The sequence below is a fragment of the Myroides phaeus genome, assembly GCF_009799805.1.
Taxonomy (GTDB): domain Bacteria; phylum Bacteroidota; class Bacteroidia; order Flavobacteriales; family Flavobacteriaceae; genus Flavobacterium; species Flavobacterium phaeum_A.
In genome coordinates this window covers 3,025,598-3,043,280 of the sequence record NZ_CP047050.1, presented here as the reverse complement: position 1 = coordinate 3,043,280, position 17,683 = coordinate 3,025,598, and the positions used below count along the sequence as shown (strand labels likewise).

At 40.3% G+C, this 17,683-nt stretch carries 5 protein-coding genes, 4 tRNA genes and 6 rRNA genes; 13 read left to right on the top strand and 2 right to left on the bottom strand.

Going from position 1 to position 17,683, the window contains the following annotated elements:
• Nucleotides 1-709 precede the first annotated feature (709 nt).
• From GQS07_RS13425 to GQS07_RS13375, 11 genes are all read left to right on the top strand, one after another.
• Nucleotides 710-2,227 (top strand): 16S ribosomal RNA (locus GQS07_RS13425).
• A gap of 70 nt (nucleotides 2,228-2,297) precedes the next feature.
• Nucleotides 2,298-2,371 (top strand) — tRNA-Ile (locus tag GQS07_RS13420).
• 88 nt (nucleotides 2,372-2,459) lie between these two features.
• A tRNA-Ala gene (locus GQS07_RS13415) sits at nucleotides 2,460-2,533 on the top strand.
• 145 nt (nucleotides 2,534-2,678) lie between these two features.
• Nucleotides 2,679-5,567, top strand: a 23S ribosomal RNA gene (locus tag GQS07_RS13410).
• Nucleotides 5,568-5,710: 143 nt separating this feature from the next.
• Nucleotides 5,711-5,820: ribosomal RNA gene (gene rrf / locus GQS07_RS13405) — 5S ribosomal RNA — on the top strand.
• Between the two features lie 260 nt (nucleotides 5,821-6,080).
• Nucleotides 6,081-7,598, top strand: a 16S ribosomal RNA gene (locus tag GQS07_RS13400).
• Nucleotides 7,599-7,668: 70 nt separating this feature from the next.
• Nucleotides 7,669-7,742 (top strand) — tRNA-Ile (locus GQS07_RS13395).
• 88 nt (nucleotides 7,743-7,830) lie between these two features.
• A tRNA-Ala gene (locus tag GQS07_RS13390) sits at nucleotides 7,831-7,904 on the top strand.
• 115 nt (nucleotides 7,905-8,019) lie between these two features.
• Nucleotides 8,020-10,908: ribosomal RNA gene (locus GQS07_RS13385) — 23S ribosomal RNA — on the top strand.
• 143 nt (nucleotides 10,909-11,051) lie between these two features.
• Nucleotides 11,052-11,161 (top strand): 5S ribosomal RNA (gene rrf / locus GQS07_RS13380).
• Together the 16S, 23S and 5S rRNA genes with 4 tRNA genes alongside form the textbook arrangement of a ribosomal RNA operon.
• Nucleotides 11,162-11,386: 225 nt before the next feature.
• Nucleotides 11,387-13,303: a polysaccharide biosynthesis protein gene (locus tag GQS07_RS13375; RefSeq protein ID WP_158211257.1), complete on the top strand. Its 1,917-nt coding sequence runs from the start codon at nucleotides 11,387-11,389 to the stop codon at nucleotides 13,301-13,303.
• 231 nt (nucleotides 13,304-13,534) lie between these two features.
• Here GQS07_RS13375 and metK read toward each other — a convergent pair whose 3' ends face one another.
• Nucleotides 13,535-14,827: a methionine adenosyltransferase gene (gene metK / locus GQS07_RS13370; RefSeq protein WP_158211256.1), complete on the bottom strand. Its 1,293-nt coding sequence runs from the start codon at nucleotides 14,825-14,827 to the stop codon at nucleotides 13,535-13,537.
• Nucleotides 14,828-15,215: 388 nt separating this feature from the next.
• On the opposite strand from metK, the gene GQS07_RS13365 reads away from it, so the two are divergent.
• Together GQS07_RS13365 and can are read left to right on the top strand one after the other, a co-directional pair.
• Nucleotides 15,216-15,857, top strand: coding sequence for a carbonic anhydrase family protein (locus tag GQS07_RS13365; RefSeq protein ID WP_158211255.1), 642 nt, complete (start codon nucleotides 15,216-15,218; stop codon nucleotides 15,855-15,857).
• A gap of 10 nt (nucleotides 15,858-15,867) precedes the next feature.
• A complete protein-coding gene (gene can / locus GQS07_RS13360) occupies nucleotides 15,868-16,518 on the top strand; it encodes a carbonate dehydratase (protein WP_158211254.1) in 651 nt (216 codons plus the stop codon).
• On the opposite strand, the gene GQS07_RS13355 is transcribed toward can, so the two are convergent.
• Complete coding sequence (locus GQS07_RS13355; protein ID WP_158211253.1) at nucleotides 16,515-17,681, bottom strand: LETM1-related biofilm-associated protein; 1,167 nt, start codon at nucleotides 17,679-17,681, stop codon at nucleotides 16,515-16,517. The genes can and GQS07_RS13355 overlap by 4 nt on opposite strands.
• Between the last annotated feature and the right edge of the window lie 2 nt (nucleotides 17,682-17,683).

The window sequence follows — 17,683 nt, the reverse complement described above, 5'->3', positions numbered from 1 at the left end:
TTGTGAAAATCAGTATGTTATATTAAATATAGAAAAAAGTGGGACAGCGTTTATAGTGCATATGATGTCATTTGATAGCAAATGATGTCAAAGTAACCGCTTTACAACACGTATAGAAGTGATATAGATAACTTTGTACTATATATAGGGAGAGGATTAGAATACATATAATAGTATACCTATATATAGAGTGTTTACTTTACTAAAGAAGTCAGACCTATTTGAACCAATAAAAACAAAAAAGAAAAAAACTTTCAGAGGTAAGAAGCAACATAACAACACGTTATAAAAAACCTTTCAAAAAAGGTGTTTTGAAGTTTGGAAATAGCGAAAAAGATGCTACTTTTGCATCCGCATTACAGCAGACGATCATACACAAATAGTGAAGGAGTAAAGATAGAAAAGTAACGTTATTTCGCTTTAAAAAAAATAAGAAATTAAATTTGGATAAGTAAAAAATAAGGTTGTATCTTTGCAGTCCGCTTCAGTAAATACGGTGGTTTAGCGACAAAAACAAATTGAAATTTATTTTAAAAAAGTTTTGCTAAATCAAAAAAGTTATTTACTTTTGCACTCGCTTTGAAACACAAGTGAGATTAAAAACTAAGAAGACACGTTCATAGACATATTGGATTGACAGCAAAAATTAAGAGAGTAAGGCAAATGTTTACATTTGAATTAACTTGCTAATTAACGAAATTAAAAATATACGATGAAGAGTTTGATCCTGGCTCAGGATGAACGCTAGCGGCAGGCCTAACACATGCAAGTCGAGGGGTATATTGAGCTTGCTTAATAGAGACCGGCGCACGGGTGAGTAACGCGTATGCAACCTACCTTCTACAGGGGAATAGCCCGAAGAAATTCGGATTAATGCTCCATGGTTTAATTGGATGGCATCATTTGATTAATAAAGATTTATCGGTAGAAGATGGGCATGCGTATCATTAGCTAGTTGGTGTGGTAACGGCATACCAAGGCAACGATGATTAGGGGTCCTGAGAGGGAGATCCCCCACACTGGTACTGAGACACGGACCAGACTCCTACGGGAGGCAGCAGTGAGGAATATTGGTCAATGGAGGCAACTCTGAACCAGCCATGCCGCGTGCAGGATGACGGTCCTATGGATTGTAAACTGCTTTTGTACAGGAAGAAACCTCGCTACGTGTAGTGATTTGACGGTACTGTAAGAATAAGGATCGGCTAACTCCGTGCCAGCAGCCGCGGTAATACGGAGGATCCGAGCGTTATCCGGAATTATTGGGTTTAAAGGGTTCGTAGGCGGTTGGATAAGTCAGTGGTGAAATTTCTTAGCTTAACTAAGACCCGGCCATTGATACTGTTTGACTTGAATAGTATGGAAGTAACTAGAATATGTAGTGTAGCGGTGAAATGCTTAGATATTACATGGAATACCAATTGCGAAGGCAGGTTACTACGTACTTATTGACGCTGATGAACGAAAGCGTGGGGAGCGAACAGGATTAGATACCCTGGTAGTCCACGCCGTAAACGATGGATACTAGCTGTTCGGTTTTCGGACTGAGTGGCTAAGCGAAAGTGATAAGTATCCCACCTGGGGAGTACGTTCGCAAGAATGAAACTCAAAGGAATTGACGGGGGCCCGCACAAGCGGTGGAGCATGTGGTTTAATTCGATGATACGCGAGGAACCTTACCAGGGCTTAAATGTAGATTGACAGGTTTGGAAACAGACTTTTCTTCGGACAATTTACAAGGTGCTGCATGGTTGTCGTCAGCTCGTGCCGTGAGGTGTCAGGTTAAGTCCTATAACGAGCGCAACCCCTATTGTTAGTTACCAGCGAGTAATGTCGGGAACTCTAGCAAGACTGCCGGTGCAAACCGTGAGGAAGGTGGGGATGACGTCAAATCATCACGGCCCTTACGTCCTGGGCTACACACGTGCTACAATGGTCAGTACAGAAAGCAGCTACCTGGCGACAGGATGCGAATCTCAAAAGCTGATCACAGTTCGGATTGGAGTCTGCAACTCGACTCCATGAAGCTGGAATCGCTAGTAATCGGATATCAGCCATGATCCGGTGAATACGTTCCCGGGCCTTGTACACACCGCCCGTCAAGCCATGGAAGCTGGGGGTACCTGAAGTCGGTGACCGCAAGGAGCTGCCTAGGGTAAAACTGGTAACTAGGGCTAAGTCGTAACAAGGTAGCCGTACCGGAAGGTGCGGCTGGAACACCTCCTTTCTAGAGAAAAAATTAGTAATTAATACTTTACTCTCGCTGTTAGTTCAAAAAACAACACTTAAGTATACAGAGTCTCGTAGCTCAGCTGGTTAGAGTACTACACTGATAATGTAGGGGTCGGCAGTTCGAGTCTGCCCGGGACTACTAATACATTAAGGGTTTAAAAGGAAATTATAGAGGTTGCGTTATCCACAACCCAATGGAAGCAGATAACACAAATATCTATATCTATGGGGGATTAGCTCAGCTGGCTAGAGCGCCTGCCTTGCACGCAGGAGGTCATCGGTTCGACTCCGATATTCTCCACAACGGCATAAGTCAAAGCTGATATACTTATCAGTTATGATTGCCACAACGATCATTGACATATTGAGATACTTAACTAATACAGTTAGAAAAGAATCAAAAATAATAAAATTTATAGAAAGTACGATTCGAAAGAATTGTAAGCACATAAGCAAAATAAGGGCGTATGGGGAATGCCTAGGCTCTCAGAGGCGAAGAAGGACGTGATAAGCTGCGAAAAGCTACGGGGATCGGCACACACGACTTGATCCGTAGATATCCGAATGGGGCAACCCAGTATGTTGAAGACATATTATCCTAATAGGAGGCGAACCTGCTGAACTGAAACATCTAAGTAGGCAGAGGAGAAGAAAACAAAAGTGATTCCGCAAGTAGTGGCGAGCGAACGCGGAATAGCCCAAACCAATGTTGTTACGGCAATATTGGGGTTGTAGGACCACGATATTTCTTGCGGATTTAATTAGAATTACCTGGAAAGGTAAACCAAAGAGGGTGATAGTCCCGTACAAGTAAGAGAAGATAAGAATAGTGGTATCCTGAGTAGGTCGGGGCACGTGAAACCTTGATTGAATCCGGCGGGACCATCCGCCAAGGCTAAATACTCCTGAGAGACCGATAGTGAACCAGTACCGTGAGGGAAAGGTGAAAAGAACCGTGAATAACGGAGTGAAATAGATCCTGAAACCATACGCCTACAAGCGGTCGGAGCCCATTCGTTGGGTGACGGCGTGCCTTTTGCATAATGAGCCTACGAGTTACCGTTGCTGGCAAGGATAAGGACTTCAGGTCTGGATCCGTAGCGAAAGCGAGTCTTAATAGGGCGCTTTAGTCAGTAGTGGTAGACGCGAAACCGTGTGATCTACCCATGGGCAGGTTGAAGTTTAGGTAACACTAAATGGAGGACCGAACCGTTTAACGCTGAAAAGTTTTCGGATGACCTGTGGGTAGGGGTGAAAGGCCAATCAAACTCGGAAATAGCTCGTACTCCCCGAAATGCATTTAGGTGCAGCGATAATCGATAGTTACTTAGAGGTAGAGCTACTGATTGGATGCGGGGGCTTCACCGCCTACCAATTCCTGACAAACTCCGAATGCTAAGTAATGATAATTATCAGTGAGGGCATGGGTGCTAAGGTCCATGTCCGAGAGGGAAAGAACCCAGACCATCAGCTAAGGTCCCCAAATGTATGCTAAGTTGAAAAAACGCGGTTTGATTGCCCAGACAGCTAGGATGTTGGCTTGGAAGCAGCCATTCATTTAAAGAGTGCGTAACAGCTCACTAGTCGAGCGATCGAGCATGGATAATAATCGGGCATAAGTATACTACCGAAGCTATGGATTTACGCTTAATGCGTGAGTGGTAGGGGAGCATTCTAACGGGGTTGAAGGTGATTTGTGAGAATTGCTGGACCTTTTAGAAAAGAAAATGTAGGCATAAGTAACGATAATGCGGGCGAGAAACCCGCACGCCGTAAGACTAAGGTTTCCTCAGCTATGCTAATCAGCTGAGGGTTAGTCGGGACCTAAGGCACACCCGAAGGGGGACGTCGATGGCCAACGGGTTAATATTCCCGTACTACTTATAACAGTGATGGAGTGACACAGTGATGAAAGCACCGCGAACTGACGGAATAGTTCGTTGAAGCACGTACCTATAGGTCTGATAGTAAAATGCGTCGGACTTGGAGAAATGCGATAGTACTCGGAGTCTACGGACGAAGAGATAGTGTGCCTAAGGGCTGTCAAGAAAAGCTTCTAAACTTAGGTTATAAGTACCCGTACCGTAAACCGACACAGGTAGTCGAGGAGAGTATCCTAAGGCGCTCGAGAGATTCATGGCTAAGGAACTAGGCAAAATAGACCTGTAACTTCGGGAGAAAGGTCGCCAGCGCAAGCTGGCCGCAGTGAAAAGGTCCAGGCGACTGTTTATCAAAAACACAGGGCTCTGCAAAATCGTAAGATGAAGTATAGGGCCTGACACCTGCCCGGTGCTGGAAGGTTAAGAGGAGATGTTATCGGTGAGTAATTGTTGAGAAGCATTGAATTGAAGCCCCAGTAAACGGCGGCCGTAACTATAACGGTCCTAAGGTAGCGAAATTCCTTGTCGGGTAAGTTCCGACCTGCACGAATGGTGTAACGATCTGGACACTGTCTCAGCCATGAGCTCGGTGAAATTGTAGTATCGGTGAAGATGCCGATTACCCGCAGTGGGACGAAAAGACCCTGTGCACCTTTACTATAGCTTAGTATTGTTCTTGGATAAGTGATGTGTAGGATAGGTGGGAGACTTTGAAGTGGCGTCGCTAGGCGTTGTGGAGTCATTGTTGAAATACCACCCTTTGCTTATTTGAGATCTAACTTCCGTAAGGAAGGACATTGCTTGGTGGGTAGTTTGACTGGGGTGGTCGCCTCCAAAAGAGTAACGGAGGCTTCTAAAGGTTCCCTCAGCACGCTTGGTAACCGTGCGTAGAGTGCAATGGTATAAGGGAGCTTGACTGAGAGACAAACAAGTCGATCAGGTACGAAAGTAGAGCATAGTGATCCGGTGGTTCCGCATGGAAGGGCCATCGCTCAAAGGATAAAAGGTACGCCGGGGATAACAGGCTGATCTCCCCCAAGAGCTCATATCGACGGGGGGGTTTGGCACCTCGATGTCGGCTCGTCACATCCTGGGGCTGGAGAAGGTCCCAAGGGTTGGGCTGTTCGCCCATTAAAGTGGCACGCGAGCTGGGTTCAGAACGTCGTGAGACAGTTCGGTCTCTATCTACTGTGGGCGTTAGAAATTTGAGTGGATCTGATTCTAGTACGAGAGGACCGATTTGGACCAACCTCTAGTGCATCTGTTGTCTCGCCAGGGGCATCGCAGAGTAGCTACGTTGGGAAGGGATAAGCGCTGAAAGCATATAAGTGCGAAACCCACCACAAGATGAGATTTCTTTAAAGGGTCGTGGAAGATGACCACGTTGATAGGCTATAGATGTAAAGACAGTAATGTCAAAGTCGAGTAGTACTAATAACCCGTAAGCTTATGTGTATCTCTCCCTGATTAAATTCAGGGAGAGGGCAACTTTCTAAGCAATAAATTGGATAATAGATTCAAATCAAAAAGTACTGTATAGTATAAAGTTAAGTAACTTAATATAAAAATATTAGTTATCCGTAGGGTAACAACCGATTTAAGGTGGTTATTGCAGCGGGGCTCACCTCTTCCCATTTCGAACAGAGAAGTTAAGCCCGCTAGCGCAGATGGTACTGCTAACCAGTGGGAGAGTATGACACCGCCTTTCTTTTGAAATCCTTGCTGATTTCCAGCAAGGATTTTTTTATCTACTTACATATCGTAAAAATTATAACTTTATAAAAAAAGAGTAAATTTAATTTGCTTTATAAAAATAAAGGTTATACTTTTGCACTCGCTTTGAAACACAAGTGGGATTATAAATAAGAAGACACGTTCATAGACATATTGGATTGACAGCAAAAATTAAGAGAGTAAGGCAAATGTTTACATTTGAATTAACTTGCTAATTAACGAAATTAAAAATATACGATGAAGAGTTTGATCCTGGCTCAGGATGAACGCTAGCGGCAGGCCTAACACATGCAAGTCGAGGGGTATATTGAGCTTGCTTAATAGAGACCGGCGCACGGGTGAGTAACGCGTATGCAACCTACCTTCTACAGGGGAATAGCCCGAAGAAATTCGGATTAATGCTCCATGGTTTAATTGGATGGCATCATTTGATTAATAAAGATTTATCGGTAGAAGATGGGCATGCGTATCATTAGCTAGTTGGTGTGGTAACGGCATACCAAGGCAACGATGATTAGGGGTCCTGAGAGGGAGATCCCCCACACTGGTACTGAGACACGGACCAGACTCCTACGGGAGGCAGCAGTGAGGAATATTGGTCAATGGAGGCAACTCTGAACCAGCCATGCCGCGTGCAGGATGACGGTCCTATGGATTGTAAACTGCTTTTGTACAGGAAGAAACCTCGCTACGTGTAGTGATTTGACGGTACTGTAAGAATAAGGATCGGCTAACTCCGTGCCAGCAGCCGCGGTAATACGGAGGATCCGAGCGTTATCCGGAATTATTGGGTTTAAAGGGTTCGTAGGCGGTTGGATAAGTCAGTGGTGAAATTTCTTAGCTTAACTAAGACCCGGCCATTGATACTGTTTGACTTGAATAGTATGGAAGTAACTAGAATATGTAGTGTAGCGGTGAAATGCTTAGATATTACATGGAATACCAATTGCGAAGGCAGGTTACTACGTACTTATTGACGCTGATGAACGAAAGCGTGGGGAGCGAACAGGATTAGATACCCTGGTAGTCCACGCCGTAAACGATGGATACTAGCTGTTCGGTTTTCGGACTGAGTGGCTAAGCGAAAGTGATAAGTATCCCACCTGGGGAGTACGTTCGCAAGAATGAAACTCAAAGGAATTGACGGGGGCCCGCACAAGCGGTGGAGCATGTGGTTTAATTCGATGATACGCGAGGAACCTTACCAGGGCTTAAATGTAGATTGACAGGTTTGGAAACAGACTTTTCTTCGGACAATTTACAAGGTGCTGCATGGTTGTCGTCAGCTCGTGCCGTGAGGTGTCAGGTTAAGTCCTATAACGAGCGCAACCCCTATTGTTAGTTACCAGCGAGTAATGTCGGGAACTCTAGCAAGACTGCCGGTGCAAACCGTGAGGAAGGTGGGGATGACGTCAAATCATCACGGCCCTTACGTCCTGGGCTACACACGTGCTACAATGGTCAGTACAGAAAGCAGCTACCTGGCGACAGGATGCGAATCTCAAAAGCTGATCACAGTTCGGATTGGAGTCTGCAACTCGACTCCATGAAGCTGGAATCGCTAGTAATCGGATATCAGCCATGATCCGGTGAATACGTTCCCGGGCCTTGTACACACCGCCCGTCAAGCCATGGAAGCTGGGGGTACCTGAAGTCGGTGACCGCAAGGAGCTGCCTAGGGTAAAACTGGTAACTAGGGCTAAGTCGTAACAAGGTAGCCGTACCGGAAGGTGCGGCTGGAACACCTCCTTTCTAGAGAAAAAATTAGTAATTAATACTTTACTCTCGCTGTTAGTTCAAAAAACAACACTTAAGTATACAGAGTCTCGTAGCTCAGCTGGTTAGAGTACTACACTGATAATGTAGGGGTCGGCAGTTCGAGTCTGCCCGGGACTACTAATACATTAAGGGTTTAAAAGGAAATTATAGAGGTTGCGTTATCCACAACCCAATGGAAGCAGATAACACAAATATCTATATCTATGGGGGATTAGCTCAGCTGGCTAGAGCGCCTGCCTTGCACGCAGGAGGTCATCGGTTCGACTCCGATATTCTCCACAAGAACGCAAGTTCAAAACGATCATTGACATATTGAGATACTTAACTAATACAGTTAGAAAAGAATCAAAAATAATAAAATTTATAGAAAGTACGATTCGAAAGAATTGTAAGCACATAAGCAAAATAAGGGCGTATGGGGAATGCCTAGGCTCTCAGAGGCGAAGAAGGACGTGATAAGCTGCGAAAAGCTACGGGGATCGGCACACACGACTTGATCCGTAGATATCCGAATGGGGCAACCCAGTATGTTGAAGACATATTATCCTAATAGGAGGCGAACCTGCTGAACTGAAACATCTAAGTAGGCAGAGGAGAAGAAAACAAAAGTGATTCCGCAAGTAGTGGCGAGCGAACGCGGAATAGCCCAAACCAATGTTGTTACGGCAATATTGGGGTTGTAGGACCACGATATTTCTTGCGGATTTAATTAGAATTACCTGGAAAGGTAAACCAAAGAGGGTGATAGTCCCGTACAAGTAAGAGAAGATAAGAATAGTGGTATCCTGAGTAGGTCGGGGCACGTGAAACCTTGATTGAATCCGGCGGGACCATCCGCCAAGGCTAAATACTCCTGAGAGACCGATAGTGAACCAGTACCGTGAGGGAAAGGTGAAAAGAACCGTGAATAACGGAGTGAAATAGATCCTGAAACCATACGCCTACAAGCGGTCGGAGCCCATTCGTTGGGTGACGGCGTGCCTTTTGCATAATGAGCCTACGAGTTACCGTTGCTGGCAAGGATAAGGACTTCAGGTCTGGATCCGTAGCGAAAGCGAGTCTTAATAGGGCGCTTTAGTCAGTAGTGGTAGACGCGAAACCGTGTGATCTACCCATGGGCAGGTTGAAGTTTAGGTAACACTAAATGGAGGACCGAACCGTTTAACGCTGAAAAGTTTTCGGATGACCTGTGGGTAGGGGTGAAAGGCCAATCAAACTCGGAAATAGCTCGTACTCCCCGAAATGCATTTAGGTGCAGCGATAATCGATAGTTACTTAGAGGTAGAGCTACTGATTGGATGCGGGGGCTTCACCGCCTACCAATTCCTGACAAACTCCGAATGCTAAGTAATGATAATTATCAGTGAGGGCATGGGTGCTAAGGTCCATGTCCGAGAGGGAAAGAACCCAGACCATCAGCTAAGGTCCCCAAATGTATGCTAAGTTGAAAAAACGCGGTTTGATTGCCCAGACAGCTAGGATGTTGGCTTGGAAGCAGCCATTCATTTAAAGAGTGCGTAACAGCTCACTAGTCGAGCGATCGAGCATGGATAATAATCGGGCATAAGTATACTACCGAAGCTATGGATTTACGCTTAATGCGTGAGTGGTAGGGGAGCATTCTAACGGGGTTGAAGGTGATTTGTGAGAATTGCTGGACCTTTTAGAAAAGAAAATGTAGGCATAAGTAACGATAATGCGGGCGAGAAACCCGCACGCCGTAAGACTAAGGTTTCCTCAGCTATGCTAATCAGCTGAGGGTTAGTCGGGACCTAAGGCACACCCGAAGGGGGACGTCGATGGCCAACGGGTTAATATTCCCGTACTACTTATAACAGTGATGGAGTGACACAGTGATGAAAGCACCGCGAACTGACGGAATAGTTCGTTGAAGCACGTACCTATAGGTCTGATAGTAAAATGCGTCGGACTTGGAGAAATGCGATAGTACTCGGAGTCTACGGACGAAGAGATAGTGTGCCTAAGGGCTGTCAAGAAAAGCTTCTAAACTTAGGTTATAAGTACCCGTACCGTAAACCGACACAGGTAGTCGAGGAGAGTATCCTAAGGCGCTCGAGAGATTCATGGCTAAGGAACTAGGCAAAATAGACCTGTAACTTCGGGAGAAAGGTCGCCAGCGCAAGCTGGCCGCAGTGAAAAGGTCCAGGCGACTGTTTATCAAAAACACAGGGCTCTGCAAAATCGTAAGATGAAGTATAGGGCCTGACACCTGCCCGGTGCTGGAAGGTTAAGAGGAGATGTTATCGGTGAGTAATTGTTGAGAAGCATTGAATTGAAGCCCCAGTAAACGGCGGCCGTAACTATAACGGTCCTAAGGTAGCGAAATTCCTTGTCGGGTAAGTTCCGACCTGCACGAATGGTGTAACGATCTGGACACTGTCTCAGCCATGAGCTCGGTGAAATTGTAGTATCGGTGAAGATGCCGATTACCCGCAGTGGGACGAAAAGACCCTGTGCACCTTTACTATAGCTTAGTATTGTTCTTGGATAAGTGATGTGTAGGATAGGTGGGAGACTTTGAAGTGGCGTCGCTAGGCGTTGTGGAGTCATTGTTGAAATACCACCCTTTGCTTATTTGAGATCTAACTTCCGTAAGGAAGGACATTGCTTGGTGGGTAGTTTGACTGGGGTGGTCGCCTCCAAAAGAGTAACGGAGGCTTCTAAAGGTTCCCTCAGCACGCTTGGTAACCGTGCGTAGAGTGCAATGGTATAAGGGAGCTTGACTGAGAGACAAACAAGTCGATCAGGTACGAAAGTAGAGCATAGTGATCCGGTGGTTCCGCATGGAAGGGCCATCGCTCAAAGGATAAAAGGTACGCCGGGGATAACAGGCTGATCTCCCCCAAGAGCTCATATCGACGGGGGGGTTTGGCACCTCGATGTCGGCTCGTCACATCCTGGGGCTGGAGAAGGTCCCAAGGGTTGGGCTGTTCGCCCATTAAAGTGGCACGCGAGCTGGGTTCAGAACGTCGTGAGACAGTTCGGTCTCTATCTACTGTGGGCGTTAGAAATTTGAGTGGATCTGATTCTAGTACGAGAGGACCGATTTGGACCAACCTCTAGTGCATCTGTTGTCTCGCCAGGGGCATCGCAGAGTAGCTACGTTGGGAAGGGATAAGCGCTGAAAGCATATAAGTGCGAAACCCACCACAAGATGAGATTTCTTTAAAGGGTCGTGGAAGATGACCACGTTGATAGGCTATAGATGTAAAGACAGTAATGTCAAAGTCGAGTAGTACTAATAACCCGTAAGCTTATGTGTATCTCTCCCTGATTAAATTCAGGGAGAGGGCAACTTTCTAAGCAATAAATTGGATAATAGATTCAAATCAAAAAGTACTGTATAGTATAAAGTTAAGTAACTTAATATAAAAATATTAGTTATCCGTAGGGTAACAACCGATTTAAGGTGGTTATTGCAGCGGGGCTCACCTCTTCCCATTTCGAACAGAGAAGTTAAGCCCGCTAGCGCAGATGGTACTGCTAACCAGTGGGAGAGTATGACACCGCCTTTCTTTTGAAATCCCCAATCTCTATGAGGTTGGGGATTTTTTTTGCTCTAAATTGAAGGAGTTTAAATTATATTTTTTATTCTTTGAACATTATTTTAAAGAAGGGATTTTAACACTGTATTATTGGGTGAAAACACTGTTTTTTATAGTGAATTTAGAAACCAATCTAATTTTTAACTTTATATTTGTATGTTAAAGTTAACTACACTTTTTAAGGATTAAATTACTATGAAAAATGCTCTGAAGAGACAGTTGAAAAGGGATACGCCAAGAGGAATTATTTTTACTATTGATTTATTAATTGTAATATTTACTTATTTTGTATCAAGCCTTTTCTTAACTAATTTTTTTGGAAATTTCTCAATAGAAATTATGCTATTGAGAATTCCAGTTGTATTACTTTGTTATATAATTAGTTTTATATTTTTTAAACCTTTTAAAGGAGTAATTAGGCAGACAAGTATTAAGGATATTGAAACTATATTTCTTTCTTGTTTATTTGCTTCAATATTATTGACTATAACAAGTTCTTTACAACGCAATGGTTTGTTTGGAACTGAATTAGAAGATTTCTTAAGATATTCTTATTCTTTTATTTTACTTCATTTATCCTTGACTTCGGCAATGATGATCTTAGCGAGGTTGTTTTATAGTCAATTCTATAGAACGTATATTTTGGATGTAAGGAATCATAAACGCGTTATGATTTATGGGGCTGGTGATTCTGGAATTATTACAGTAGGAGCTCTGCAATCAGATACAAAAGTTAGAACTCAGATTGTAGGATTTATTGATGACAATAATGGTAAGGTTGGTAATAGAATTGGAGGGTATAAAGTTTATGCTCCAAATATTATTGATGAGGATTTTGTTACTTCACATAGAATAGATGAAATTATTATTTCTATTCAAAATATTAATCGTGAACGATTAAATGCTATTTCGGAGGTTTTAGAAAAGTTACCCGTAAAATTAAAAATTATTCCACCAGCAACGGATTGGTTAAATGGTGCTTATACGAATAAGCAAATTAAGGAATTAAAGATCGATGATTTATTAGGACGTAAGGCAATTCGACTTGATAATCCTGTTGTAGCTAATGAGATTACTGGAAAGGTAGTTGTAATTACAGGTGCTGCAGGTTCTATTGGTAGTGAGATTGCAAGACAGATTGCTCAATTGAACTTTGATAAGTTAATTCTTATTGATCATGCTGAATCTCCATTATATGATGTTCAACAAACAATGGAGTCTGATAAAAAAGATGATATTAATTATATTGTTGGAAATATAAGAGATGAGCAAAAGATGGATAGTATTTTTGAGTTATATAAACCTAATATGGTTTATCATGCTGCTGCTTATAAGCATGTTCCTTTGATGGAGGCTTTTCCATATGAGGCTATTCATACTAATATAAAAGGTACTAAAGTTATAGCAGATTTGTCTGTGAAATACGGAGTTTCTAAGTTTGTAATGGTTTCTACTGATAAGGCTGTTAATCCTACAAATGTTATGGGAGCTACAAAACGTGCTGCTGAATTGTATGTAACATGTTTAAGAGATAATGGTAAGACAAATTTTATTGTTACTCGTTTTGGTAATGTTTTAGGATCAAATGGATCTGTGATTCCATTGTTTAAAAGACAAATTGATGCTGGAGGACCATTGACTGTAACACATCCTGATATTACACGTTATTTTATGACTATTCCTGAAGCATGTCAATTGGTATTAGAGGCATCAGTAATGGGACAAGGAGGTGAGATTTTTGTCTTTGATATGGGACAGTCGATGAAGATATTCGATTTAGCAAAACGTATGATTCGTTTGAGTGGGTATAGTTATCCTGATGACATAGATATTAAGATAACTGGTTTACGCCCTGGAGAGAAGATTTTCGAGGAGTTGTTAGCAAATAACGAGAACACTGTTAAAACGCATCATGATAAGATTATGATTGCTAAAGTTAGTAATCAAGATTTAGTATTTGTTAAAGGTGCTTTAGAAACATTATGTACAAATGTAGGTCACGGTGAAGAGCATGTAAATGCATTAAGTTTGGTTAAACAATTGAAATCTATTGTTCCAGAGTTTAAGTCACAGAATTCAGAATTTGAAAGTTTAGATACTATTAAGTCTTAGTGTTGAATATTTAGACTATATAAAAAAGGAAAAGGGATGTAATACAATGTATTACATCCCTTTTCCTTTTTTATTATGACCTATTTTTGTAAAAGTTAGTGGTCGAATATAAGTCTATTTACGGGGAGCTATTTAAGCTGTAATTAGTGAAATAATCTATATAAAGTAGATAGACTGGATAGTTTCGTGATAAAAAAAGAGAGTTACTTTTAAGTAACTCTCTTTTGTATATTATAAATTGAATTTATTTTGAATATCTTCAACTCGGTCTAATTTTTCCCAAGTGAATAATTCAACTTCAATTTCCTTAGTTTCTCCACCAGGTCTTGTGAAAACTTTTTGTACTATTTGTGGTTTACGTCCCATATGTCCGTAAGCAGCAGTTTCACTATAGATAGGGTTTCTTAACTTTAAGTTCTTTTCAATAAAGTAAGGTCTTAAGTCAAATAGTTCACTTACTTTTTGAGCAATTTCACCATCCGTTAAGTTTACATTACTTGTACCATACGTATTAATGTATAATCCAGTTGGTTTAGCAACACCGATTGCGTAAGAAACTTGTACTAAAACTTCATCAGCTACACCAGCAGCAACTAAGTTTTTAGCAATGTGTCTTGTAGCATAAGCAGCACTACGGTCAACTTTACTTGGATCTTTTCCTGAGAATGCACCACCACCGTGAGCACCTTTACCACCATATGTATCTACAATGATTTTTCTACCTGTTAATCCTGTATCTCCGTGAGGACCACCAATAACGAATACTCCAGTTGGATTGATTAAGTGCTCAATTTCTTCAGCATTCTCAAACAAGTATTGGTATTGAGGGTATTTAGCTAAAATACGAGGGATTAAGATTTCTTTGATATCTTTTTCAATCTTAGCTTGCATTTCTTTTTCAGCTTGTAATTTAGCTTCTAAAGTATCGTTTTCAGGCTTGATGAAGTCATCATGTTGCGTTGAAAGTACAATTGTTACAATACGAACAGGATTGTTGTTATCATCATATTCAAGAGTAATCTGACTTTTAGCATCAGGTCTTAAATAAGTAACTTCTGTATTTTCTCTACGAATAGCCGCAAGCTCTTGTAATAATTTGTGAGACAAGTCTAACGCTAATGGCATATAGTCTTCTGTTTCTTTTGTAGCGTAACCAAACATCATTCCTTGGTCACCAGCTCCTTGGTCTTCTTTGTTTCCACGATCTACCCCTTGATTGATATCAGCAGATTGTTCGTGAATAGCAGATAAGATACCACAAGAATTAGCCTCGAACATATATTCACTTTTCGTGTAACCAATTCGTTTGATTACATCACGAGCGATTTGTTGTACGTCTAAATATGTTTTTGATTTTACTTCTCCAGCAAGAACTACTTGACCTGTAGTAACTAATGTTTCACAAGCTACTTTAGACTCTTCGTCAAAAGCTAAAAAGTTGTCAATTAATGCATCAGAAATTTGATCTGCAATTTTATCTGGATGTCCTTCACTTACAGACTCAGATGTGAAGTAATAAGCCATAATGTTTTATTTTTTTATGAATTTAAAAATAGAGGAAATGGCTAAAGGGAAAGTATAAGATTCTGCTTTAGCATTTTTTACCGAGGTTGCAATCAGTACAAATTCTTCCTCCTGTTATTTTGTGATGCAAATGTATTAACTATTTTATAATCAAAGCAAATATTTTTGATATTTATATTTATGTTAACGATTACTATATTATCACAATCGAAAAAATAACTGTGTTATATTTAGTTAACCTTGAAAGTAGGATTGTATTAAAGTTACTAAATAGGCTTTTTTTTTGTTTAATCGTTAAAAATACCAATAAAAATTATCAGTATCTTATTTAAGGGTGGATTTTTTGCTACATTTGCCCACGTATTTATATACCTTAAAAACAGAATACATGAGATTACATAACGTAGAAGACCAAAAGTCATTGACACCTGAATTAGCATTAGATTTTTTGAAAGAAGGAAATAAAAGGTTTGTGGCTAATCTCAAAGCACATAGTAACTTATTAGAACAAGTTAATGATACGAAGGGAAATCAGTTTCCTTTTGCTATAATTTTAAGTTGTATTGATAGTCGTACTTCTGCTGAGTTGATTTTTGATCAAGGACTTGGTGATATTTTCAGTACAAGAATTGCTGGAAACGTATTAAATGATGATATCATAGGATCGATGGAGTTTGCTTGTAAGTTAGCAGGTTCTAAATTGATTGTTGTTTTAGGACACTCTCATTGTGGAGCAATTACAGGAGCATGTAACGGGACTAAATTAGGACATTTAACAGATTTGTTAGCTAAAGTAGAGCCTTCAATTGCACATGTAAAGGAAACACATCCAGAGAAAGATATTAAATCTAAAGAAGCTGTTGATTTAGTGGCTTTTCATAATGTAGAGTACACAATTGACCATATTTTGAACAAAAGTTCAGTATTGAAAGATATGTATGATGGTGGAGAGATTGGTATTGTAGGCGCTTTTTATAAGGTTGAAACTGGAGAGGTTGATTTCGTAAAAGAAATGTTTATCAATAAGTAATTATATAATTTTGAAGCATAACGAGTTTTATAAAAAGATTCTTGATAATAATAAAGCTTGGGTAGAAGAGAAGCTCTCTTTAAATCCGAATTATTTCAAGAGACTTTGTGAACGTCAAACACCACCGTTATTATGGATTGGATGTTCTGATAGCAGGGTTCCCGCTAATGAAATAATAGGTGCAGAGCCAGGAGATGTATTTGTACATAGAAATATTGCAAATATGGTTATTCACTCAGACATGAATATGTTAAGTGTGCTCGATTATGCTGTCAATATTTTAAAGGTGAAGAATATCATTGTTTGTGGTCATTACGGATGTGGTGGAGTATTAGCAGCAATGAAAAACGAATCTTACGGATTGTTAGACAACTGGATTCGCCATATAAAAACGGTTTATCGCTTGCATAATGTCGAGTTAGATCAAATCGAAGATGAAACAGTTCGCTTTAATCGCTTTGTAGAACTAAATGTTCACGAGCAAGTTTACGATTTAGCAAAAACGTCTATTGTACAAGCTGCATGGGCGAGAAAACAAGAGTTAAGCATACACGGTTGGGTATATGGACTTAACTCAGGTTATGTTACTGATTTAGAAGTTAACGTAACTAATAATCAAGACTTAGATGAAGTATATCAACTTCGTTTTAAAAAAATCTAATTATCGTCTAAATTTTCATTGAAAGATGAAGGCAATAATGAAGGTATAAATTTTAATATTATCGGTAGGAGTATAGTACCTCCTGGTAATAAGAATATAGCAAGAGAAGGAATGGTTTTAATGATTTCAATCGTTTGTTTTTTAACCATTTTTTTCTCTTCTGTACTCAAATCTCTATGCGTAGAGTCCATCACAAGTTTTGTAAGCTGTGTATTCTTTTGGAACTCTTTTACTATTCTATCTTTATTTCTTATTAGTAAAGTTCTGATATAACTTGACGAGTTTTCTACTACATTGTCAAATAAGTTACTTGATCTTAAATAATAGTAGTCATTATTTCTTTTGGCTACAAATTCTAAAAAACAACTTTTACTTTCTTCTAATTCTTCCTCTTTATCAGTAAATGAGATATACAATTCTCTAATATAAGAAGGAATAATTAATTCTTTTGTGTCGTTATTCCACGAATTACAAATAACAAAGTCTGAGATAAAGTTTACTTCTAAAGGAGAAGGATATTTTTGTCTTTCCTCTATAGTTGCAGTATTCATTGTTTTTTGTAAGAAATCAATAAGCTTGTTATCTGCATCATTTCTCGTGTCTTTTTGTTCTTTAAAAAGAGTGATGATGGTCGTAAGGCTTTCCGCCATATAGCTACTATAAATATTAGGATTAGAATCTTTATTTACAAAAGCTTCAAAAGCTAAAATATCAATAGAAAGTAAAATCATATTCAATACAAAATCATTGTTTTTTGATTGTGAAAAGAAATGATCTTTCATTCTAAGGGTAAAAATACTTTCTAATTGAGAGTAAGGATTCTTATCACTAAAAAATGAAGTAAAAATATTGTCTTTATGAGGAATGAGAAGTTGATAAAAAGAAATCAACTTAGCGATGAAGTCATCATGATTACTTTCTGGATATTTAATGTAATACACTTTTTCTAAAAGCTGTAAATAACAAACCTTAGCAAGTTCTTCTTGTGTGTATTTAAAGTTTTGGAAAGCAGGAGGTAGCTCGTTTATATCTATAGCGCCAAAACTAAAGCCTATTGTTCTTATAGACTGACTTACTTGTTCGTAATCGTTACTTTGGAAGATATTAAAGCTGTCGTGTTTTTCAAAATATTTCTTAATCCAACCAGATGTAGATGGGTTCATAT

Excerpts from the sequence above, each read along its gene's own strand:
- GQS07_RS13375 (WP_158211257.1), top strand. The coding sequence starts at position 11,387 with ATGAAAAATGCTCTGAAGAGACAGTTGAAAAGGGATACGCCAAGAGGA.
- GQS07_RS13355 (WP_158211253.1), bottom strand. The coding sequence starts at position 17,681 with ATGAACCCATCTACATCTGGTTGGATTAAGAAATATTTTGAAAAACAC.
- metK (WP_158211256.1), bottom strand. The coding sequence starts at position 14,827 with ATGGCTTATTACTTCACATCTGAGTCTGTAAGTGAAGGACATCCAGAT.
- GQS07_RS13365 (WP_158211255.1), top strand. The coding sequence starts at position 15,216 with ATGAGATTACATAACGTAGAAGACCAAAAGTCATTGACACCTGAATTA.